Origin of the sequence: Nonomuraea soli (genome assembly GCF_013761175.1) — a bacterium.
Classification (GTDB): domain Bacteria; phylum Actinomycetota; class Actinomycetes; order Streptosporangiales; family Streptosporangiaceae; genus Nonomuraea; species Nonomuraea soli.
Window position 1 is genome coordinate 917,105 of the sequence record NZ_JACDUR010000005.1, and the last position, 22,025, is coordinate 939,129.

Here is a 22,025-nt window from a genome sequence, read left to right on the forward strand (position 1 = left end):
GAGTGGATGGACCGCATCGAGTGGGGCAGGGTTGAGGGCATGCCGGTGAACACGGAGCTCGAGCGCCTCGCTGGCGGGGCACACCACGATCCGCACTCGCTCCTCGGAGCCCACCCAGGTCCTGCCGGGGTGACCTTCAGGACGCTCAGACCGATGGCCGAGCAGGTGACGCTGGTCCTCGACGACGGCACGCGCTACCCGATGCCCCACGTCGCCTACGGGGTGTTCGCGATCACCATCGCGTCCCTGGACAAGGCGCCGGGCTACCGGCTCGAAGTCACCTATCCCGGCGCCGAGCCGCACCTGGCCATGGACCCCTACCGGCACTGGCCCACGCTGGGCGAGGTCGACCTGCACCTCATCGGCGAGGGCCGCCACGAGCGGCTGTGGGAGGCGCTCGGCGCCCGGGTGATGCGCCACGACGACGTCGACGGCACCGCGTTCACCGTGTGGGCGCCCAACGCGCGCGGCGTGCGGGTCGTGGGCGACTTCAACCACTGGAACACCGGCTTCCCGATGCGGTCGCTGGGCAGGTCGGGCGTCTGGGAGCTGTTCATCCCCGAGCTCGGGCCCGGCGAACGCTACAAGTTCCAGATCCTCGGCGTCGACGGCGTCTGGCGCGACAAGGCCGACCCCATGGCCAGGCGCACCGAGGTGCCGCCGCTGACCGCCTCGGTGGTGGAGGCGACGGCCTACGAGTGGGGCGACGCCGGCTGGATGGAGGACCGGGCAGGACAGCAGGCGCAACGCGGGCCGATGAGCGCCTACGAGGTGCACCTGGGCTCGTGGCGCCCCGGCCTGTCCTACGTGGAGCTGGCCGAGCAGCTCGTGGAGTACGTCGTCGACCTGGGCTTCACGCACGTGGAGTTCCTGCCGGTGGCCGAGCACCCGTACGGCGGCTCCTGGGGCTACCAGGTCACCTCCTACTACGCGCCGACGGCACGTTTCGGCACCCCCGACGAGTTCCGCCACCTGGTCGACCGGCTGCACCAGGCGGGCATCGGGGTGCTGCTCGACTGGGTGCCCGCGCACTTCCCGATGGACGAATGGGCTCTGGCGCGCTTCGACGGCACGCCGCTGTACGAGCACGCCGACCCGGCCCGCGGCGAACACCCCGACTGGGGCACCTACGTCTTCGACTTCGGCCGCCGCGAGGTGCGCAACTTCCTGGTCGCCAACGCCGCCTACTGGCTGCAGGAGTTCCACGTCGACGGGCTGCGCGTCGACGCGGTGGCCTCGATGCTCTACCTCGACTACTCACGGCGCGAGGGCGAGTGGACTCCCAACGTGCACGGCGGGCGGGAGAACCTCGACGCGGTGGAGTTCCTCAAGGAGATGAACACCCTGGCCTACCAGCACTCCCCCGGCATCTCCACGATCGCCGAGGAGTCGACCGCGTGGCCCGGGGTGTCGCGTCCCGTCTACCTGGGCGGGCTCGGCTTCGGGTTCAAGTGGAACATGGGCTGGATGCACGACACCCTGGCCTACCTGCGTCACGAGCCGGTCTTCCGCCAGTACCACCACCATCAGATGACCTTCTCGCTCATGTACGCCTACAGCGAGAACTTCGTGCTGCCGCTCTCCCACGACGAGGTCGTGCACGGCAAGGGCTCGCTGCTGGGCAAGATGCCGGGCGACGAGTGGCAGCGCTTCGCCCAGCTGCGCGCGCTGTTCGCCTTCATGTGGGCGCATCCGGGCAAGCAGCTGCTGTTCATGGGCGGCGAGTTCGGGCAGGGCTCCGAGTGGTCGGAGGAGCGCGGGCTCGACTGGTGGGTGCTGGAGTTCGAGGGGCACCAGGGCGTGCAGAAGCTGGTGCGCGACCTCAACCGCGTCTACCGCGAGACGCCCGCCCTGTGGGAGCAGGACGTCGTGCCCGAGGGCTTCCGCTGGATCGACGCCGACGACGCTCCGGGCAACACCTTCTCGTTCCTGCGCTACGCCGCCGACGGTTCCGCCGTCGCGTGCGTGGTGAACTTCAGCGGGACGCCGCACGACGACTACCGCGTCGGCCTGCCGTACGGCGGGCAGTGGGAGGAGGTGCTCAACACCGACGCCTACGACTACGCGGGCAGCGGCGTGGGGAACCTGGGGTCGGTGGAGGCGGGCGACCAGTCCTGGCACGGCCTGCCGCACTCGGCGGAGCTGCGGGTTCCCCCGCTCGGGGCCGTGTGGCTGAGGAGCCCTCACAGCGACTCCACGGGATCATCCGCCTAGGCGTGCCCGGGATATGGCTCTAAACTCCGAGATCACCCCCCACTCGGAGGACCTGTGCGACTTCGACTGCTGCTGGCGGCCCTGCTGGCCGGGCTGACCCTGCCCGCCGTACCGGCTCTGGCCTCCCCCGCCGACCCCAAGATCGAAGAGGGTCTGGGCTCCGGCGAGGTCCGCGTCATCGTCGAGCTGAGCGACCCGTCGGCCACCTCCGAGGTGGCCGCGGCCTCGCCCGCCGAGGTACTCCTGCAGCAGGCCGTGGCCCAGCCGTTCCTCGTGGTCGAAGGCGACGGGTCCGAGCTGGCCGAGCTGGCGGCCGATCCCCGGGTGACACGCATCAGGCGCGACCGCGCCTTCCCGCCGTCGGCGTTGTCGACGCTGCCCGTCATCGGCGCCGACAAGGCCCACGCTGCCGGCTTCACCGGCCAGGGCCAGGCCATCGCCGTCCTCGACACCGGCATCGACCGCGACCACCCCGCCTTCACCGGGCGCATCACCGGGGAGGCGTGCTTCTCGGCCACCGACGGCGGCGCCGAGTCGTTGTGCCCCAACGGCCAGGCCAGCATGATCGGCGAGGGGGCCGCCGACGTCGAGACCGCCGCCTGCGACGGCGGGATCTGCGATCACGGCAGCCACGTCGCGGGCATCGCCGCCGCCGTCGCGCCGGGCGCGAGCATCGTGCCCGTCCAGGTCTTCAGCCGCCACAGCTCGCCCGACGTGTGCGGCGACCAGCCGCCCTGCGTGATGGCCTACGAGTCGTCGCTGCTCCAGGCGCTCGACTACGTCAACGGGCTGCAGCTCGGCGTCGCCGCCGTCAACCTCAGCCTCGGCGGCGAACTGTTCACCGGGCCCTGCGACGACGAGGTCTTCAAGCCCAAGATCGATACCCTGCTCGCGCGCGGCACCGCCACCGTCGTCGCCGCCGGCAACGAGACCTTCGACGGCGTGGCCTTCCCCGGCTGCGTCTCCTCGGCGGTCACCGTCGGCGCCACCGACAACTCCTCCGAGCTCGCCTCGTTCTCCAACCGCGGCCCGCTGGTCGACCTGCTCGCCCCGGGCGTCGAGGTCGAGTCGGCCGTGCCCGACGACCTCACCGCCGTCTACAGCGGCACCTCCATGGCCACACCCCATGTCGCGGGCGCCCTGGCCGTGCTCAAGGCCCGCTCGCCGTCGGCCGACACCAACAGCCTGGTGGAGGCGCTCAAGCAGTACGGCCTGCCCGTGGCGTACACGATGGAGGGCGGCGGCTCGCACACGACCCCCCGGCTGGACGTCAACGCGGCCATCACCGGCGTCGCGCCCACCCCGCAGCCCAGCGGCCCCACCCCGGAACCGGGACCCGAGCCGGAGCCCGAGCCTGAGCCTGAGCCGTCCGAAACCGACGAGCCGTCCGAAACCACGGACCCGACGCCGGTGCCGCTGCCCACCATCACCGTGACCGTAACGGTCACCGTGACACCCTCGCCGGTCATCGCCGCCCCCGTCTGCGCGCGCGGCACCTCGACCACCCGCCTGACCTCGTCGCAGTGGGCCAACGAGATCCACCGCGCGCGGGGGACGATGAGCGACGCCACGCTGACCTGCTATCTGCGGCTGGTGCAGAAGTCGAGCAAGGTCTTCCCCGAGCTGACGAAGGCCTCGACGCTGGGGACGGCGTACCGGGTGCTCAAGGCAGGCAAGACGGCCAGGCAGCGCACGGACCGGGCACTGCTGACGGGGTGGCTGAACTGGGCCAACGGGTCCGGCTCGACGGGGACGCTGACCTCGGCGGAAAAGGCCCGGCTCAAGGCGAACTGACAGCGCGCCCAGAACGGCAGCGGCGTCTTCCCCGAGGCGACCAGGGCCGACACCCTCAGCCGCGCCTACGAGGTGCTCAACCCGCGCAGCAAGAGCACCGCGTCGCTGCTCGACAGCCAGCTGCTGCCGCGTGGCTGAACTACGCCCACGGCGTCTACAACGGCTCCGCGAAGGTGCACGGCAAGACCACCTTCGCCAAGGCGATCGCCATCGGCGAGAAGCACCGTAAGAGCGGTTCCGCCGCCCAGGTCAAGAAGGCTGCGGCCTATCTGGCCAAGCACGTGAACAAGTAGCACAAGACTGACACGGCAGGGTCGATCGCGGGGCGATCGGCCCTGCCGTCGTTATGCGGGATAAAGACTAAATAACGGTCACAAACCGCCTCTCGCGTCCCACAACGCCCATCACTAACGTCACGATCGCTAGTCGGATATTTCCTCGAGTCACCCCTCACCCCGGAGGACCCGTGAGATTACGGTCTCTGCTCGTGAGCGCCATCGCGCTCGCCGCCGCTTCTGCCGGGCTCATCACAGCCCCGGCCATGGCACAGGGCGACGACCCCCTGGAGAAGATCGAGCCGGCCCTGCGGACGAGCACCACCCATCGCGCGATCGTGCAGGTGCGCACCCCGCAGGAGGCCAGGTCGCTGGCGTCCAGGGCGGAGGCGGTCGCGCCGGGAGCCGACAACGTCGCCCCGGTTCCGGCGGAGCTGCAGGGCAAGCTGAACTTCTTCGTCTACGAAGGCACCGCGGAGGAGTTCAAGAAGATCGCCGATCAGACCAACGTGGTCTCGATCAGGCAGGACAAGCTCAACGCGCCGAACCTGGTGCGGAGCATCGCGATCGTCGGCGCGGACAAGGCGCACACGGCGGGCGTCGATGGCGCGGGCACCTCCGTGGTCGTGCTCGACACCGGCATCGACACCAACCACCCGTTCTTCGGCGGCCGCATCACCGCCGAGGCGTGCTTCTCCGCCACCAGCCCCGAGGACAACGCGACCTCGTTGTGCCCGAGCGGCGCGCCGTTCCAGCTGGGCGCGGGCGCGGCCGACGCGACGACCGCGGCGTGCATGCAGAACGTGGGCCCGGCCGACGTCACCAACGGCATCTGCCGCCACGGCTCGCACGTGGCGGGCATCGTGGCGGGCAAGGCCCACCCGACGCAGCGCGAGCCCTCCAACGGCATGGCGCCGGCCGCCACGATCATCCCGGTGCAGGTGTTCAGCCGCTTCGACAACTCGCCCTACTGCGGCACCCGTCCCGCGTGCGCGCTGGCCTTCGACTCCTCGATCCTGACCGGCATGGCCTATGCCGGCCTGGTCGCGCAGCAGTACAACGTGGTCTCGGTGAACCTCAGCCTCGGCGGCGGCGAGTACACCTCCCACTGCGACACCGGTGACGGCGCCGACTTCAAGGCGCAGGTGGACCAGTTGCTGGCCAAGAACGTCGCGACCGTGGTCTCTTCGGGCAACGAGGGACGCGAGGCCGGCGTGAGCTGGCCGGCGTGCGTCTCCAACGTGGTGACGGTCGGCTCGACGGACGTGGAGTACCCGGCCGTCGGCACCAGGACGGACGACATCTCCTCCTTCTCCAACCGCGGCGCCCTGCTCGACCTGTTCGCCCCCGGCTGGCCGGTCTTCTCGGCCGCGCCGGACGACAGGTACGTCGGGCTCGGCGGCACCTCCATGGCCGCCCCGCACGTGGCCGGGGCCTTCGCGCTGATGCGGCAGAAGTTCCCCGCCGCCTCGGTCGAGGAGGTGCTCGCCAAGCTCAAGGCGGCGGGCAAGCCCATCACCTACACCAGCGCCGGCGCCCAGGTCACCACCCCGCGCCTGGACGTCTGGGCCGCGATCCCGCACCCGGACTGCACGGCGAGCTACACCCAGACCGGGCAGTGGCCGCGCGGCTTCCAGGCCAAGGTGGTCGTCAAGAGCACCGGCACGCTGCCGCTCAACGGCTGGAAGGTGAGCTGGAGCTTCGCCGACGGGCAGAAGGTCACCCAGGTGTGGAACGGTGTCCTCCAGCAGGCCGGCGCCGACGTCACCGTCTCCAACGCGCACTGGAACGCCAAGGTGGCGGTCGGCAAGAAGACCGAGTTCGGGTTCAACGCGTCGTGGAGCGGCACCAACACGCCGCCCGTCGCGGTGACCTGCACCCCGGTCCACAGCTAGGCCGTATGGCAGGAGCCGGTCACCCAGGACCGGCTCCTGCCGTTTAGTGTGGCTCTATGGACGCGAGCAAGACGGTTCTGGAGACGGTGAACAAGCTCCGGCAGCGGCGCACCGCCCCGCTGGTCCTGGAGCTCGATCTGACCGAGGGGCTCACCGAGGGCCCACCGGCCGATCCGTTGTCTGCTGTGCTGTCGATGCGCAAGCCGCGCCTGGCCGACGTGCTGGCCGGGCTGAAGCGCGCGCGTGGCGACTCCCGCGTCAAGGCGCTCATCGTCAAGATCGGCGCCAACCCGCTGGGCTTCGCCACCGTGCAGGAGCTGCGCCAGGCGATCGTGCAGTTCCGCGCGGCGGGCAAGCTCACCGTGGCCTTCTCCGAGACCTTCGGCGAGTTCGGCAACGGCACCGTGCCGTACTACCTGGCGACCGCCTTCGAGCGCGTCTACCTGCAGCCGAGCGGTGACGTCGGGCTCACCGGCATCGCGCTGGAGCAACGGTTCTTCAAGAACGCCCTGGCCAAGCTGGGTGTGGGCTACGAAGTGGGCCAGCGGCACGAATACAAGACCGCGGCCAACACCTTCACCCAGGACCACATGACGGAGGCGCACCGCGAGTCGCTCGGGCGGATCGCCGAGTCGATCACCGAGCAGATCGTGGCGGGCATCGCCGACGGGCGGCGGCTCGATCCGGCCAAGGTGCGCGAGCTCATCGACCGCGGGCCGTTCATCGGCGCGGAGGCTGTCGACAACGGCCTGGTCGACAGGCTCGCCTACCGCGACGAGGTGTACGAAGAGATCAAGCGGGCCGCCGGGGCCGACTCCCACCTGCTGTTCGTCTCCCGCTACATCCGCGGGCCCAAGCTTCCGCAGCGCGGCGACTCCGTCGCCCTCATCCACGGCACCGGCATGATCAAGACCGGCCGGAGCGGTCGCAGTCCCCTGGGCGGCGGCGGGGCGATGGGCTCCGACACCGTGAGCGCGGCCATCCGCAACGCCAGGCGCGACGAGTCGATCAAGGCGGTCGTCTTCCGCGTCGACAGCCCCGGCGGCTCCTACGTCGCCTCCGACACGGTCTGGCGGGAGATCGTGCTGACCCGCAAGGTGAAGCCGGTGATCGTCTCCATGGGCGATCTGGCCGCTTCCGGCGGCTACTTCGTCTCCATGGCCGCCGACGTGATCGTGGCCCAGCCCGGCACGCTGACCGGTTCCATCGGCGTCTTCGGCGGCAAGCCGGTCCTGGCCGAGCTGCTGGAGAAGATCGGGGTCAACTCCGACCTGGTCGCCGAGGGCGGCAACGCGGCCATGTTCTCGACCGCGCGCGGCTTCTCCCCCGAGCAGTGGGACAGGGTCAACGCCTGGCTCGACCGCATCTACGACGACTTCGTGGGCAAGGTGGCCGAGGGGCGGCGGCTGTCGCGCGAGCGGGCCCACGAGCTGGCCCGTGGCCGGGTGTGGACCGGCGCCGACGCCCGCGAGGGCGGCCTCGTCGACGAGGTGGGCGGGCTGGAGGACGCTCTCGGGATCGCGCGCAAGCGTGCCGGGCTCGTCGCCGACGCCCCCGTCCGCACCTATCCGCGGCTCAACCCGCTGGAGCGCCTGCGCGGGCCCGACTCCAGCGAGGACCGCGCGGCGGCACTGGCCGGTATCCGGCTCGAAGCCTGGGGACCCCTGGCCCACCTGGCCGCCGAGCTCGGGCTGCCCGCCTACGGGCCGCTGGTGATGCCCGGCAGGCTGACGATCCGCTGAAGCACCTCGCGCGGCAGGGCGGTAGCCGTACGGCCTGAGGGGGTCACGATCGTGCGGGCGGCCAGCAGGCCGTCGACGACGGCCTCCTCCACGGCCTCCAGCACTCCGGCGAAGACCGCGTCGAGCTCGGCGGGCGTCAGCGTGCGCGGCGCCTCCGACGGCACCGACGAGAAGGCCAGGCCGTAGTCGCCGCTCCCGTGGCTGAAGGCCGCGCCCACGGCGCCCAGGCCGAGGACACCGCGGGCGGCGACGCGCTCCAGTTGCCGGGCGCCGCACGCCACGTCGAGGGCGATCACCACCACGCACGACCCGCGCTCGGACGCGAGGCCCGGCCGTCGCAGGCCGAGGCTCTCCGGCGTGATCGTACGGCCCAGCAGGCGCAGGTCGCCGCCCATGTTGGCCTGGACGAGCACGCCCACCACGGCCTGCCGGTCACGCAGGCTCACCCGGCGGGAGGCCGTGCCGATGCCGCCCTTGAAACCGAGCGCCAGCGCCCCGGTGCCGCCGCCCACGTTGCCCATCTCGACAGGCCCGGTGGCGGCCCGGCGCAGGGCGTCGTAGACGTGGTCGGTGGTCACGGGACGAAGGTCCGTCGACGACAACCAGGTGTCGTTGATCTCCCCCACGACCGGGTTGAACGTGCGCACGGGGCCCGTGGAGTGGTCGAGGACCCAGCTCAGCAGGCTGTCGGCGGCGCGGAAGGTCGAGAGCGTGGAGGTGAGCAGGATGGGCGTCTCCAGCTCGCCGAGCTCCATGAGCTGTGTCGCGCCGACGAGCTTGCCGTAGCCGTTGCCGACGTGGAGTCCGGCGGGTACGGCAGGCGCCATCGACAGGGCGGCGGGCACGATGGCGGTGACGCCGGAGTAGATGCCCAAGGTGTCGTCGTGGAGCGTGGTCTGCCCGACCGCGACGCCGGACACGTCGGTGATGGCGTTGTGCGGGCCGGGCTCCAGGCGCCCGATGGTGTGGCCGAGGTCGCGCAGTCGCATCGTCGTCACCCCACCGGCCGGTAGCGTCCGCGGAGCCGGACGAGAGGTTGTCTGCCCGTCGTGACGTAGTCGACGGCCAGCACGTGGGCGACGAACAGGGTGTGGTCTCCCGCGGGCACCACCTGGGTGGTCTCCGCCTCGACCGCGGCCACCCCGTCGTCGACGATCAGGGCGCCGGTGTGCGGGCCTCGGTGGTGGGTGACGCCGGCCACGAGGTGGCGGGCGCTGGGGCGTCCGGGGGTGGCGAAGCGGCTGGCGACGGCCGCCTGGTGTGCCGAGAGCAGGGAGGCCGCCCAGCGGTCCTGGCGCAGCAGCACCTCGGTGAGGTAGCCGTGGGAGGCCAGGCTCACGAGGATGAGCGGTGGTTCGAGCGAGACGGACATCAGGGCCGACACGGTGGATCCGAGGTCGTCGCGGTCGTCGCGCACCGTCACGACTCCGACGCCCGCGGCCAGCTGCGCCATCGCCTCGCGGAAGTCACCCGCCTGGAATTCGCTCACGTGGGAAGGGTAGCGAGCCCGCCGGGCCGCCCCGAGGAGCGGCCCGGCGAACGCGCGGCGTGTGCTCAGGAGGCCAGGCCGTTGGCCGTCAGCCAGCCCTTGGCGACGGTCGCGGCGTCCTCCTTGTCGACGGCGACCTTCTTCATGAGTTCGACCAGCTGCTCGGTGGTCAGCTTGGCGGAGATCTCGTTGAGGGTCGCCTTGACGGTGTCGTTGACCGCGGCCTTGTTCACCAGCGGCGTGATGTTCTGCGCGGCGAAGACGCTCTTGGTGTCCTGCAGCGAGACCATCTTGTTGATCAGGATCTTGGGGTCGGTCGTGAAGACGTTGCCCACCTGGACGGTGTCGTCCTTGATCGCGTCGGCGGTGGTGTCGCCGGTCGGCTTCCACTCCTTGAACTCAAGGCCGTAGACGTCCTTGAACTGCTGCTCGCGGCGCTCCTTGAACTCGGGCGGGCCGCCGACGGCGAAGTCCTTGCTGACCTTGGCGAGGTCTTCGATCGTCTTGAGGTTGAACTTGGTCGCGGTCTCCTGGGTGACCGTGAGCGAGTCGCTGTCCTGCGCGGCGGCGGAGTCGAGGATCTCCAGCGTCGCGGGCAGCTTCTCCTTCAGCGCGGCGTTGACGTCGTCGGTCGAGGTGGCCGTGGCGGCCTTGTCGACGAAGAAGAGCAGGCCGCCGTTGTATTCGGGCAGCACGCTGAGCTGGCCGCTCTCGATCAACTTGTAGATCGCCTCGCGGGAGCCGATGTTCGGCTTCTCCTCGACCTCGACGCCCTTGGCCTTGAGCGCCTGGGCGTAGATGGAGGCGAGCAGAACGTTCTCGGGGAAGTTGGCCGAGCCCACGACCACCTTGCCCGCTGCCGCGGAAGCACTGCCGGAACCGGCGGGTTCGGGGCTCGCACTGCTGGTGGCCAAGGGGTCACCGGAACCACACGCCGTCAGGGCGAGCGCCGCGGTCAGGATGACTGCCGCGGTGCCGAAGATACGTCTCATCAGAACATTTCCCTTCTAAGCGGGGGGTATTGCAGAGATTAGCGGATACGGACTCGCTGGCTCACCCCCGGTGAGACTGTCACCCTCTGGGCGACCGCGAACAGGGCCTGTGCGGCCAACGCGAACAACACAATCAACACAGAACCGCCGACAACCTGTTCGTATTTCTGCGTGGCCAGACCGTCGATGATGTAGCGGCCCAGGCCGCCCAGCCCGACGTAGGCGGCGACCGCCGCCGTGGCCACGATCTGCACCGCTGCCAGGCGCAGGCCCAGCAGGATCAACGGCAGCGCCACCGGCACCAGCACCCTGCCGAGCACCTGAGGGCCGCGCAGGCCCATGCCGTAGGCGGCGTCGCGCAGCTCTGGATCGACGCCTCTGATGCCCTCGAAGGTGTTGACCAGGATCGGCGGCACGGCCAGCGCGATCAGCGGGATCAGCACCGGCCAGACCGACGCGGTGCCGAACAGCAGCACCAGCAGCACGAGCAGGCCGAGCGTGGGCAGGGCGCGGGCGACGTTGGCCGAGACGACCACGAGCACGCCGCCCCGGCCGGTGTGGCCGATCAGCAGCCCGAGCGGCACCCCGATGAGCGCCGCGAGGAGCAGGGCGATCACGGAGAACTCCAGGTGCTCCAGCAACCGCACCGGGATGGCGTTGGAGCCGCTCCAGTTGGCCGGGTCGGTGAAGAAGTCGGTCAACCAGTTCACGCCGACCTCCTGGCCCGCATCCAGGGGGTGAGCAGTCTCTGCAGCAGGACCAGGGCCCCGTCGGCGACCAGGGCCAGCAGCACGATCAGCACGATGCCCGCGATGGCGGGGGTGTAGAAGTCACGCTGGTAGGCGTCGGTGAAGAAGTTGCCCAGACCGCCCTGGCCGATCAGCGCGCCGACGCTGACCAGGCTGATGCTGGAGACGGCGACGACCCGCATGCCCGCCAGCACGACCGGCACCGCGATCGGCAGCTCGACCTGCACCAGGCGGCGCAGCGGCGTGAAGCCCATCGCGACCGCCGACTGCCGCACGTGTTCGGGCACCGAGGCGAGCCCGTCGACGACCGCGGGGATGAGCACCGCCATCGCGTAGAAGGTCAGCGGGATGATCACCGTCACCGGCTCGGCCCCGGTGACCGCGAGCAGGATCATGAACAGCGCCAGCGACGGCAGGGCGTAGACGGCGTTCATGAGGCCGGAGACCGGCTGGTAGAGCCAGCGCCAGCGCACGCACAGCAGGCCGAGCGGCAGCGAGACGAGCAGCCCGACGATCACCGGCACGGCCGACATCACGATGTGGGCCTGGAGCAGGTTGACGATGCTGTTGGGGCTGTCGTTGTCCCAGTTGGACACCACCCAGCTCCATCGGAACAGCGGCTGGCCGTCATCCATCGGCCACCTCCGACAACGCCTTGTCGAGGGCCTGCCGGCTGACCACGCCCAGCACCTTGCCATCGGCGTCGACCGCCACGGCCGCGCCCGAGGGCGACAGCAGGGCCGCGTCGAGCGCGCTGCGCAGCGAGTCGCGTCCGGGCACGAAGGTGCCGGCGGGCTCCAGCTCTCCGGAGTCTCGCCGCCATCCCACGGGCCGGCCGTCCTGCACGTCCAAAGAGGTATCAGCGGGGTCCGACAGTTCCAGGCCGTCGGTCGCGACGAACTGCAGGCGCCTGATCCCGCGGTCGCGCCCGAGGAAGTCGCGCACGAAGTCGTCGGCGGGCTCCGACAGCAGCGTGCGCGGGTCGGCCAGCTGGGCCAGCTTGCCGCCCACCCGCAGCACGGCCACGCGGTCGCCCAGCTTGATGGCCTCGTCGATGTCGTGGGTGACGAAGACGATGGTCTTCTGCAGCTCGCTCTGCAGGCGGATCAGCTCGTCCTGCAAGGAGGTGCGCACGATGGGGTCGACGGCGCTGAACGGCTCGTCCATCAGCAGCACGGGCGGGTCCGCCGCGAGCGCGCGGGCGACGCCCACGCGCTGCTGCTGCCCGCCGGAGAGCTGGAAGGGATAGCGCTGCGCCAGCTTGGGGTCGAGCCCGACCCGCTCCAGCAGCTCCATCGCCCGGTCCTTGGCCTTGCGCTTGTCCCAGCCCAGCAGGAACGGCACGGTCGCCACGTTGTCGACGATCTTGCGGTGCGGGAAGAGCCCCGCCTGCTGGATGACGTAACCGATGCCGCGCCTCAGCGTCGGCGGGTCTATGGTCGTGACGTCCGTGCCGTCGAGCAGGATCCTGCCCTCGGTCGGATCGATCATCCGATTGATCATGCGCAGCGACGTCGTCTTGCCGCATCCGGACGGGCCGACGAAGACCGTGATCTCGCCGGTGGGCGCCTCCAAAGACAGACCGTCGACCGCGACGGTCCCGTCGGCGTACCTCTTCGTCACGGATTCAAAAGTGATCACGCCCAACCTCCTTGATCCCCAGGTCCACCCTAGGGGTATACGGAGCGCTGTGTCCCATTGGCCGAGAGTGAACCGTTTCAGGAATGACAAGCAAATGGGCATCCAATAGTGCGCTATACCCCTCGGTAGCGGCATGATTGCCATCTACCTTTTTCCACGCAGAGGATCCGTCCAGATGACTGACCTCGGGGTCGTGCGTCCCCTCACGAGCACCGCGCTCTATCACGAGCACGCCGCAGGACTGTTCGCCTACTGCGCCGACCAGCTCGGCGACCAGGGCTCGGCTCTCGACGCCCTGATGGCGGTCATGACGCGCGGAGCCGAGCGGCCGCCGCCGCGCGCCGCGCTGTACGCCCTGGCCAGGCGCGAGATCCACCGGCGCGACGTCGTCTACGCGCCGCCCGTCGTCGACCCGCTCGTCGACCCCGCCTTCGCCCTCGTCGAGCGCGCCTTCCGCGACCTGCGCCCGCACCAGCGCGAGGTGCTGCTGCTGTGCGAGGTGTGCGGGCTGGACCGCATCGAGCTGGCCTGGGTGCTCGACGTGGCCGCCGACACCGCCGACGAGCTGGCCGCCAACGCCCGCGCACACTTCCAGCACGCGCTCAACACGGCGATCACCGCGATCTCCGTGCGCCTGGTCACCGCCGCCCACGAGGTGCTGCGCATCGCGCCGCTCTCCGAGACGCTGCGCCGGCTGCCGTGGCCGGCGCCGCCCGAGTCCACCTACGAGGCCCCGAGCACGGCGGGCGTCGTGGAGCCCGCGGCGATCCAGCTCTGGCCCCTGCCGCCGACCTGGCCGCTACCCCTGGCCGAGACCGACCCGCTGACCAACACCGGGCTGTTCCCCGCCGAGCTGCTCGCGCCGCGCACCGGCAAGGGCAGGGCCGAGCACGAGGCGACCACCGCGCCGATGCCCAAGGTCCGCGACGACGTGGTGCTGTCCGCGCCGGTCAAGGACGACGTGCGCACCTCGATCAGGGGCATCCTGGGCTCGCTGCAGAAGACCTTCGAGGCGCCGGTGCCCACCCGCGCGGAGCCGGGCGACGTCCTGGTCGCCGGGGCGCCGGAGGACAGCCTCTTCCAGCCCAAGGCGGCACCGCCCGAGCCGGTGTACATCATGCCGGAGGAGCCCGCCGAGCCCGAGCCCGAGCCCGAACCCGAGCCTGTTGCGGTCGTGGAGGAGCACCCGGAGCCCGTACGGCAGGAGCCAAGGCCGTCGAAGGTCGCCCTGGCCCCCGCGCGCCCCAGGCCCGCGGCGCGGCCCCGCCACTATCCCAGGCACCACGACTGGGCCTGGGAGCTGATCGGTTTCGTGATCTGCGTGGCGATCGCGATGGCGGTCTTCTTCGCCATCCCCACGATCTCCGGTTAGGCGGCCGAGAGGATCAGCCCGCTGGTCGGCACCCCGGTGCCCGCGGTGACCAGGACGTTGTGCACGCCCGGCACCTGGTTCACCGAGGAGCCGCGCACCTGGCGCACCGCCTCGGCGATGCCGTTCATCCCGTGGATGTAGGCCTCGCCGAGCTGCCCGCCGTGCGGGTTGACGGGCAGGCGCCCGCCGAGCTCGATGCCGCCGTCCTGGATGTACGAGCGTGCCTCGCCGCGTCCGCAGAAGCCGAGCTCCTCCAGTTGCATCAGGACGAACGGGGTGAAGTGGTCGTAGAGGATGGCCGTCTGGATGTCCGAGGGGCCGAGTCCTGACATCTCCCACAGGCGCCGCCCGACGACGGAGATCTCGGGCAGCCCGTCCATGCCGTCGCGGTAGTAGCTCGTCATCATCATCTGCCCCGCTCCGGCGCCCTGGGCGGCCGCGGTGATCAGAGCGGGCGCCTGCCGCAGGTCACGGGCACGCTCGGCGGTCGTCACGACCACCGCCACCGCCCCGTCGCTCTCCTGGCAGCAGTCGAGCAGGTGCAGCGGCTCGACGATCCACCGCGACTCCTGGTGCTCGGCCAGCGTGATCGGCCGCTGGTGGAACCAGGCGGCGGGGTTGGTGGAGGCGTGGCGTCGCATGGCCACCGCGACGCGGCCGAAGTCCTCCGACGTGGCGCCTGTCGTATGCATGTAGCGCTGCGCGAACATGGCCACCCACGCCGCCGGGGTCATCAGCCCGTACGGCACGTGCCAGCTCATCTCCAGCCCCTGCGACGACGGCTCGCCGCCGAGCCGCGCGTCGGGCTGGCCGAACCGGCGCCCCGAGCGTTCGTTGAAGGCCCGGTAGCACACGACCGTGTCGGCCATGCCGGTGGCGACCGCCATGGCAGCGTGCATCACCGTGCCGCAGGCCGCGCCACCGCCGTAGTGAACGCGCGAGAAGAAGGTGAGGTCCCCCGCGCCGATCTCCTTGGCGACGGAGATCTCCTGATTGCTGTCCTGGGTGAAGGTCACCATCCCGTCCACGTCGGACGGGTCGAGTCCGGCGTCGGCGAGCGCGGCCAGCACGGCTTCCGCCGCCAGCCTCAGCTCCGACCTTCCCGACTCCTTGCTGAACTCCGTTGCGCCGATACCGGCGATGGCCGCTTCCACTAGCTCTCCGGTAACGAGAAGGTGACCGTCCCGGTCGCGTGGTCGCCGAGGCTGACCTTGCCGCGCACCTCGACGGTGTAGTCGGTCTCCGACCGCGACACGATGGTCCCGTTGAAGCTCAGCCGGTCGCCCGCGTAGGCGGGCACGCCGAGCTTCACGTTGATCCGCCTGATCACGGCCTCGGGTCCGGCCCAGTCGGTGACGTACCGCTCGACCAGCCCCATCGTGGTGAGGATGTTGAGGAAGATGTCCTTCGACCCCTGGGCGCGGGCGCCCTCGACGTCGTGGTGGACCGGGGTGAAGTCCATGGTCGCCAGCGCGGTGGAGACCACCACGGTGGGCGTGAGCTCGATCGACAGTTCGGGGAGAACCGAACCGATCGCGACCTCGTCGTCGGTCAGTGTTCGCATCACGTCTCCCGTGGTGCCCACATCGGAAGGATCAGTTCGTCGTCCATCGGCCGGTAGGTCACGCGCAACGACATACCGATACCCACCGCTTCAACGGGGCAGTCCACTATGTTGCCCACAATCCGCACCCCTTCCGGCAGCTCCACCACAGCCACCACAAAAGGGGTCTCCTTTCCCGGAACGGGCGGATGGTGGTGCACGACGTAGCTGTAGACGGTGCCCTCGCCGCAGGCCACGACATACCCCTGTTCCGTCGAGTGGCACGAGGGGCAGACGGGTCCCGGCGGGTGACGCAGCGAACCGCACGACGAGCACCGCTGGATGCGCAGCTCGCCCTGCCGTACGCCCTCCCAGAAGAAGGCGGTGTCGCGGTTGACGGCCGGTTTGAGCGGGTACGGCTCGCGCCGCACGCGCGGGCGGAACTTCAGCACCCTGAACATCATCTCCGCGACGGGCTCGGAGTCCTCGTCGTACCAGGTGACGTTCCAGGTGGCGAAGTAGCCCTCGCCCATCGCGGTCTTCTTGGGCCCGGCCAGCGAGGTGAAGCGTGTGCCCGGCGTCAGCCGCTCCCCCACCCGCACGTAGCGGTGGTAGGTGTGCTCGCAGTTGGTGGCCACGACCCCGGTGTAGCCGTGGGCGTCGAGGGCCTTGAGCAGGTCGTCGACCGGGCTGGGGTCTTTGCCGCGCTTGACTCCCGACATGGTCCACACCTGCGCCATCGACGGCGGCGCCAGGCCCTTGTCGAGGAAGAGGGGGTTGCGGTTGCCCATCGCGTCGAGCCAGTGCCTGATCATCGGGGCGTTGACCGGGTCGTCGGAAGGAGAGCCTCGCAGCTCGCCCATGGCGATCTGCTTGTCGGCCAGCTCCAGCAACTCGTCCGAGGTCATCGGGGCGGCCTCGGCAGGTTCAGCCCGAGCATCGCGATCAGCTCGCGCTGCACCTCGTTGACGCCGCCGCCGAACGTGAGCACCACCGCGCCCTTGGCCCCGTGGTCGGTGCGCTCCATGAACTCGGCCGTCTCGGGGTCGCTCGGGTCGCCGTAACGGGCCAGGATGTCGGCGACCAGCCTGCCGATCTCCTGCATACGTTCGGAACCGTAGATCTTCGTCGCCGAGGCGTCGGGCGCGCCCAGCCAGCCGAGGTCCATGTTGGCCGCGATCTGCCAGTTGAGCAGCTCGTTGGTGCGGAAGTAGGCGTGGATCCTGCCGATCGCCCGCCGCACGTCTGGCACGTCCTGCACGCCCGCGTGGCGGGCCCAGGCGACGAACCGGTCGTAGGTCTGGGCGATGTTGCCTGCGGGCCCGAGGGTGACCCGCTCGTGGTTGAGCTGGTTGACGATCAGGTCCCAGCCCTTGCCGACCTCGCCGACGACCATGTTCACCGGGACGCGCACGTCCTGGTAATAGGTGGAGTTGGTGTGGTGGCGGCCGTCCATGGTGACGATCGGCGTCCAGGAGTAGCCGGGGTCGGTGCAGTCGACAATCATCATGGTGATGCCGCGGTGCTTCTCGCCGCCGGTCCTGGCCGCCATCCAGATGTACTGCGCGTAGTGGGCGCCGCTGGTGAAGATCTTCTGGCCGTTGACGACGTAGTGGTCGCCGTCGAGCACCGCCGTGGTGCGCAGCGACGCCAGGTCGGTGCCGGCGCCCGGCTCGCTGTAGCCGATGGCGAAGTGGCACTCGCCGGCCAGGATGCGCGGCAGGAAGAAGTCCTTCTGCTCCTGCGTGCCGTACTGCATGAGTGTCGGGCCGACGGTCTGCAGGGTGATGATCGGGTACGGCACGCCGGCGCGGGCGATCTCGTTGGCGAAGATCTGCTGCTCCAGCGGGCCGAAGCCGCCTCCGCCGTACTCCTTGGGCCAGCCGACGCCGAGCTTGCCGTCGCGGCCCAGGCGCTTGCAGTGCTCCATGTAGGCGGTGCCGAAGGGATCTTCGGCGATCTTCCTGCGGTCCTCGGCGGTCAGGCAGGTGCGGAAGTATTCGCGTAGCTCGGCTCTGAAGGCCTTCTGTTCCGGGGTGAGGTCGATCTGCATCAGACGAGCTCTCCAATCCGGTCGAGCTGGGCGTCCGCGCCGCCGGTGAGCTGCGCCAGGTGCTTGGCGTGGGCGAAGTAGCGGTGCAGCGGGTAGGTCACGTCGAGGCCGAGGCCGCCGTGCAGGTGCTGGCAGGTGTACAGCGCCCTGAAGGCCTCGTTCACGTGGAAGGCGGCCAGCGCCGTGTCGGCCTCGTCGCCGCCCCAGGCCGCCGACCACATCGCCACGTCGAGCGCGCGGGAGGCGATGTAGACGTCGGCGATCTGCACGGTCACCGCCTGGAACTCCGCCAGGGCGCGGCCGAACTGCTTCCGCGTCCTGATGTACTCCGTGGTCAGCTTGAGCGCTCCGGCCAGCACGCCGCTGGCCTGGGCGGCGATCGAGACGGTCGTCAGGCGGCGCAGCCAGGCCGGGTCGTCGCCGACCTTCTCCGCTTCGCCGTGGACCACGGTGGCGGCGGGTTCGCCGGTGGAGGTGAACTCCGGGATCAGTTCCGGATTTATGGCTAAATAGACAGCGTCGTCGGCGGCCACCAGGATGTGGTCGGCCTGCGCGGCGTAGGGCACCGTGTGGAACCTGTTCCCGCGCCCCTTCGTCGCCACGGTCACCAGGCCGTCGGCCCGCCTGCCGTACGCGGCCAGGGCGAGCGTGCCGACCAGATGTGTCATCAGCGGCAGCGGCGCGGCGTGCGCGCCGACCTCGCGCAGCACCACCGCCAGCTCCGCCGCGCCCAGCCCCGCGCCGCCGTGCTCCTCGGCCCGGCAGATGTCGGTCAGGCCCGCCTGGCCGAGCGCCTCCCAGGCCTTCGTCAGGTACGGCTCGCCGCCGCGTTCGTGCGCCTCGAGCCGCTCGGTCGTCGACTCCTTGGCCAGGACGCCCTCGGCGAGCTTCCTCAGCTCCTCTTGCGTCTCATCCAGACTGAAATCCACCGGCACTCTCCAGAAGGTGTTGCCTGCCCTGCCGTACGAAATCCGCGTGGATCGCCTCGCGATCCCGCGCGGTCAGCCTTCGGTAACCGCCGTCGCGCACCCAGATCGGATCCTCCGTCAGCCAGGCGTCGCTGACCAGGTGGCGCTTGAGAACCTTGTTGGAGGGGGTCTGCGGCAGCTCCCCACAGACCCTGATATATCGGGGTATCGCCTTGCTGCCCAGGTCCTTCCGCCCCGCGAGGAAGTCCTGGAACGCGCCCGGGTCGAACGGGGCCGCCAGCACCAGCGCGGCCATCACCTGATCGCCCGCCGCGGCGTCGGGCACGGGGTAGACGGCCGCCTCCACCACGCCCTCGAACTCGCGCAGCACCGCCTCGATCGGCGCGACCGCGAGGTTCTCGCCGTCGACGCGTAATCGCTCGCTGCCGCGCCCGGCGAAGAAGACGAAACCGTCCGCGTCGGCGTAGGCCAGGTCGCCCGACCAGAACGCCCCGTCGCGGATACGCTCCCGATCGGCCTCTTCGTCCTCGAAGTAGCCGTCGAACAGACCCATGCCCTGGACGTTGACCAGCTCGCCGATCGCCTCGTCCGGGTTGGCCAGGCGCCCGTGCTCGATGATCGCCGTGGCCGATCGCCGGCCGGTGGCGGGGTCGCGGATCTCGACGCCCTCGGGCAGCCTGCCCAGGCAGCCCTTCGGCCCCGACGGGTCGGGGGTGATCGAGATGGCCGTCTCCGTGGAGCCGAACGCGTCGATCACGTAGCAGCCGAACCGCTCGCCGAACCGCCGCACCGCCGTGGCGCCGCCCTCGTTGCCGAAGGCGATCTTCAGGGGGCCGTCGGCGTCGCCGGGCTGTTCGGGCGTGGCCAGGACGTAGGAGAGCGCCTTGCCGACGTAGTGCAGGTACGTGCAGCCGTGCTCCCTGACGTCGGGCAGGACGGCGGAGGCCGAGAACCTCCTGCGCACCACCAGCCGCGCGCCCGACGCCACCGCCGGGGAGAAGGCCGCCATCAGCGCGCCGGAGTGGAACAGCGGCATCGAGCAGTAGACCGCGTCGTCGGCGCCGAGCAGGGCGGCGAGGTTGGTGCCTGGCACGGCGAGCTTGCGCTGGGTGATCCGTACGGCACGCGGACGGCCGGAGGTGCCCGAGGTGAAGATGAGCATGACCAGCTCGCCCGGGGCGCTCTTGGGCTCGCCCGGGTCGCGTGCCTCGCTCATCCGGCAGTGCGGCACGCCCAGGGCCTGCGCCACCTCCCTGGCCGCCTCGCCGTACGGCTCGTCCCAGAGGACCAGGTCGGTGCGGGTGGCCCGCGCGTCGCGCTCCAGCTCGGCGACCGAGCGGGTGGGGTTGAGGGCCACCACCACGTGCTCGCTCAGGGCCGCGGCGCCGATCAGGAAGAGCAGGCCGGGCGAGTTGTCGCCGAGCACCGCCGCGTGCAGGGGGCGTCCGAAGGCGTCGAGCCAGGAGGCGGCGGAGCGCGCCTCTTCGACGTATTCACGCCAGCTCCACGTCCGCCCCTCGAACAGCAGCCCTGGCCGGTCGTCGCTGGCACGGCCGGCGAGGAGGTCGGCGAACGGCTCAGCGGTCATCGCGTCCTCCACCAAGCGCTCGGTCAATGCCTGGCAAACTAGAACAGATTCTAGTCCTTGTCCAGCAGGGTCGCCGGAGGCCCAGTCACGACAAATCCCGAAAAGTAGTTAGACATGCGCCGATGCCATTCCTTAGTGACTGGCTAGTAACAAGCGGACTTGCCGACAAATCAGATAACGTGTTCTCATGCCCACCCCTGCGGCTCCCGTGCCTGCCCCCCAGGCCGACAGCGACACGGCCGGCCCCTCGGGCGCCCGCACCCGCAGCCAGCACCAGCGCCGCAAGCGCATCGTCCAGGCCGCCGCCGCCCTCGCCTCACGCGGCGGCGTCGAGGCCATGCAGATGCGCACCGTCGCCGAACGCGCCGGCGTCGCCCTGGGCACGTTGTACCGCTACTTCCCGTCGAAGATGGACCTGGTCGTCGCCGTGGTCGGCGAAGAGCTCGACCTGCTCGAGACCAGCATCGAACGCCGCCCGCCGAGCGCCCTCCACCCCGCGGGCCGCGCCGTCGACGTCCTCATGCGCGCCACCCGCGGGCTCATGAGAGAGCCGGAACTCGCCGACGCCCTGATCAGGTCGCTGATCATGGCCGAGGTCGACACGCCCTTCGGCGATCGCATGGCGGGGCTGCTGCTGCGCGTGTCGGGCATCCGCGAGGCCACCGACGAGGAGCACGCGCTCGCGGGATCGTTGTCGAGCGTGTGGGTGCACGAGCTGCTCGAGATGCTGAGGGGGCGGCGCACGTACGAGCAGATCCAGCATCGGATCGAGATCGCCGCCGGGCGCCTCTTCGCCGACCTGTAGCCTTCACCGCTGGTTTTTCCCTCTTTGATCTCCCCTCCCCCTGACCCTAGGGTCCCCCGCTCGGCTGACCCTCGGGCGGCATCTGGGGCGCGAAGGCCGGGGGCTCCACGAGGAGCTCAGCGGAAAGATCAACGGCCGGTGGGACGCCGTCTACAAGGAGTACGACCCCGGGACCCCCGTCGACCTGCCCGTGCTCACCGCGATGACGCAGCTCCCCGCACGGCTCTCGCCACCCGACGCCGCATGGCTGGGCGACAGGGCCGCCTGGCCGACCGAGCTCGTCGAAGCGGACGGCACGGTCGCCGGATACCTGGCGCGGGCCGTACCGCACCGGTTCCTGCGTGACGTGCGGGAGCCGGCGACGCTGGAGCACCTCATCCACGACGGGGCTGTCTCCGACCGGGAGCGGTTGCTGATTCTGGCCGATCTGGCCGGCACCCTGGCCCGGTTGCATTCGATGGGGATCGTCGTGGGCGGGTTGTCACCCCAGACGGTGCTGTTCGCGGCAAGCGGGGAGCCGGGGTGCTTTCTCGTCGGCTGCGACACGATGTGGATGGGCGGGGCGCACGCGCTGCCTCCTGCCGAGGCTCCGCTTCCCGCTGACGAGCCTCTGGGGACGCCGCAAAGCGATGGGTATCTCTTCGCGTCGCTGGTCGTGCGAGTGATGACGCGTGACCCCTGGGCGGTCGACGGGGCACGGTTGGGGGTGTTCGGGGCCGGGGTGGCGGAGCTGGCGACGGCCGCGCTTCAGCAGCCGCCGTTCGGCAGGCCGACGCTCTCGCAGTGGGCGGCCCGCCTGCGGGAGGAGCCACGCCCACCGAGATCTCCACGCCCCCGTCCACCCCCGGCGCCACCCCCACGCCGACCGGGCAGGAGCCCGAGTTCGAGGTCGGCGACTGTCTGAGCGGCCTGCCGAAACGCCCGGCCGTCGACAGCTGCAACGA

The 22,025-nt window shown here is 70.5% G+C and carries 19 protein-coding genes; 7 read left to right on the top strand and 12 right to left on the bottom strand.

The genetic code is table 11. The features are described 5' to 3' along the window. The first annotated feature begins 6 nt into the window (after positions 1 to 6). From glgB to sppA, 4 genes are all read left to right on the top strand, one after another. Positions 7 to 2,214 (top strand): 1,4-alpha-glucan branching protein GlgB, encoded by a 2,208-nt coding sequence (gene glgB, locus HNR30_RS27455; RefSeq protein ID WP_246379207.1) that lies wholly within the window; start codon positions 7 to 9, stop codon positions 2,212 to 2,214. 54 nt (positions 2,215 to 2,268) lie between these two features. After that, positions 2,269 to 4,008 (top strand): S8 family peptidase, encoded by a 1,740-nt coding sequence (locus HNR30_RS27460; RefSeq protein ID WP_181612880.1) that lies wholly within the window; start codon positions 2,269 to 2,271, stop codon positions 4,006 to 4,008. 487 nt (positions 4,009 to 4,495) lie between these two features. Then, the gene (locus tag HNR30_RS27465) at positions 4,496 to 6,178 is read left to right on the top strand and encodes a S8 family peptidase (protein WP_181612881.1); all 1,683 of its coding nucleotides are present in this window, start codon (positions 4,496 to 4,498) and stop codon (positions 6,176 to 6,178) included. Between the two features lie 56 nt (positions 6,179 to 6,234). After that, a complete protein-coding gene (gene sppA, locus HNR30_RS27470; protein WP_181612882.1) occupies positions 6,235 to 7,920 on the top strand; it encodes a signal peptide peptidase SppA in 1,686 nt (561 codons plus the stop codon). Here sppA and HNR30_RS27475 read toward each other — a convergent pair. The 6 genes from HNR30_RS27475 to HNR30_RS27500 all read right to left on the bottom strand — a co-directional run bounded on the left by HNR30_RS27475 (position 7,878) and on the right by HNR30_RS27500 (position 12,791). After that, on the bottom strand, positions 7,878 to 8,909 hold the full coding sequence (locus tag HNR30_RS27475) for a P1 family peptidase (protein ID WP_181612883.1): 1,032 nt from the start codon (positions 8,907 to 8,909) through the stop codon (positions 7,878 to 7,880). The two genes, sppA and HNR30_RS27475, sit on opposite strands and share 43 nt — an antisense overlap. Positions 8,910 to 8,914: 5 nt before the next feature. Then, positions 8,915 to 9,409, bottom strand: a complete 495-nt coding sequence (locus tag HNR30_RS27480; RefSeq protein ID WP_376771762.1) for a flavin reductase family protein — start codon at positions 9,407 to 9,409, stop codon at positions 8,915 to 8,917. Positions 9,410 to 9,474: 65 nt separating this feature from the next. Continuing rightward, positions 9,475 to 10,401 (bottom strand): ABC transporter substrate-binding protein, encoded by a 927-nt coding sequence (locus HNR30_RS27485; RefSeq protein ID WP_181612884.1) that lies wholly within the window; start codon positions 10,399 to 10,401, stop codon positions 9,475 to 9,477. A gap of 38 nt (positions 10,402 to 10,439) precedes the next feature. Continuing rightward, positions 10,440 to 11,111: an ABC transporter permease gene (locus HNR30_RS27490; protein ID WP_181612885.1), complete on the bottom strand. Its 672-nt coding sequence runs from the start codon at positions 11,109 to 11,111 to the stop codon at positions 10,440 to 10,442. Beyond that, positions 11,108 to 11,785 carry an ABC transporter permease gene (locus tag HNR30_RS27495; RefSeq protein WP_181612886.1) on the bottom strand — a complete coding sequence of 226 codons (678 nt, stop codon included), beginning with the start codon at positions 11,783 to 11,785 and terminating at the stop codon, positions 11,108 to 11,110. Before HNR30_RS27495 ends, HNR30_RS27490 begins: the two co-directional genes overlap by 4 nt. Further along, positions 11,778 to 12,791 (bottom strand): ABC transporter ATP-binding protein, encoded by a 1,014-nt coding sequence (locus HNR30_RS27500; RefSeq protein WP_181612887.1) that lies wholly within the window; start codon positions 12,789 to 12,791, stop codon positions 11,778 to 11,780. Before HNR30_RS27500 ends, HNR30_RS27495 begins: the two co-directional genes overlap by 8 nt. Positions 12,792 to 12,966: 175 nt before the next feature. Here HNR30_RS27500 and HNR30_RS27505 point away from each other — a divergent pair, with 175 nt between their 5' ends. Beyond that, positions 12,967 to 14,163 (top strand): RNA polymerase sigma factor, encoded by a 1,197-nt coding sequence (locus HNR30_RS27505; RefSeq protein WP_181612888.1) that lies wholly within the window; start codon positions 12,967 to 12,969, stop codon positions 14,161 to 14,163. Here HNR30_RS27505 and HNR30_RS27510 read toward each other — a convergent pair. Genes HNR30_RS27510 through HNR30_RS27535 form a run of 6 tightly spaced genes read right to left on the bottom strand, consistent with a single transcriptional unit; the run spans position 14,160 to position 20,276 of the window. Then, a complete protein-coding gene (locus tag HNR30_RS27510; protein ID WP_181612889.1) occupies positions 14,160 to 15,317 on the bottom strand; it encodes a lipid-transfer protein in 1,158 nt (385 codons plus the stop codon). The two genes, HNR30_RS27505 and HNR30_RS27510, sit on opposite strands and share 4 nt — an antisense overlap. After that, positions 15,317 to 15,727, bottom strand: coding sequence for a MaoC/PaaZ C-terminal domain-containing protein (locus HNR30_RS27515; protein ID WP_181612890.1), 411 nt, complete (start codon positions 15,725 to 15,727; stop codon positions 15,317 to 15,319). Before HNR30_RS27515 ends, HNR30_RS27510 begins: the two co-directional genes overlap by 1 nt. After that, positions 15,727 to 16,614 (bottom strand): bifunctional MaoC family dehydratase N-terminal/OB-fold nucleic acid binding domain-containing protein, encoded by an 888-nt coding sequence (locus HNR30_RS27520; RefSeq protein ID WP_181612891.1) that lies wholly within the window; start codon positions 16,612 to 16,614, stop codon positions 15,727 to 15,729. Before HNR30_RS27520 ends, HNR30_RS27515 begins: the two co-directional genes overlap by 1 nt. After that, on the bottom strand, positions 16,611 to 17,759 hold the full coding sequence (locus tag HNR30_RS27525; protein ID WP_181612892.1) for an acyl-CoA dehydrogenase family protein: 1,149 nt from the start codon (positions 17,757 to 17,759) through the stop codon (positions 16,611 to 16,613). The genes HNR30_RS27520 and HNR30_RS27525 overlap by 4 nt, the downstream gene beginning before the upstream one ends. After that, entirely contained in the window at positions 17,759 to 18,688 is a 930-nt protein-coding gene (locus HNR30_RS27530) for an acyl-CoA dehydrogenase family protein (protein ID WP_181612893.1), read from the bottom strand. The genes HNR30_RS27525 and HNR30_RS27530 overlap by 1 nt, the downstream gene beginning before the upstream one ends. Beyond that, a complete protein-coding gene (locus tag HNR30_RS27535; protein WP_181612894.1) occupies positions 18,669 to 20,276 on the bottom strand; it encodes an AMP-binding protein in 1,608 nt (535 codons plus the stop codon). Before HNR30_RS27535 ends, HNR30_RS27530 begins: the two co-directional genes overlap by 20 nt. Before the next feature lie 187 nt (positions 20,277 to 20,463). On the opposite strand from HNR30_RS27535, the gene HNR30_RS27540 reads away from it, so the two are divergent. Beyond that, on the top strand, positions 20,464 to 21,081 hold the full coding sequence (locus tag HNR30_RS27540; protein ID WP_181612895.1) for a TetR family transcriptional regulator: 618 nt from the start codon (positions 20,464 to 20,466) through the stop codon (positions 21,079 to 21,081). A 202-nt stretch (positions 21,082 to 21,283) separates the two neighbouring features. Beyond that, positions 21,284 to 21,985 (top strand): protein kinase family protein, encoded by a 702-nt coding sequence (locus HNR30_RS27545; RefSeq protein ID WP_181612896.1) that lies wholly within the window; start codon positions 21,284 to 21,286, stop codon positions 21,983 to 21,985. Positions 21,986 to 22,025: the final 40 nt, after the last annotated feature.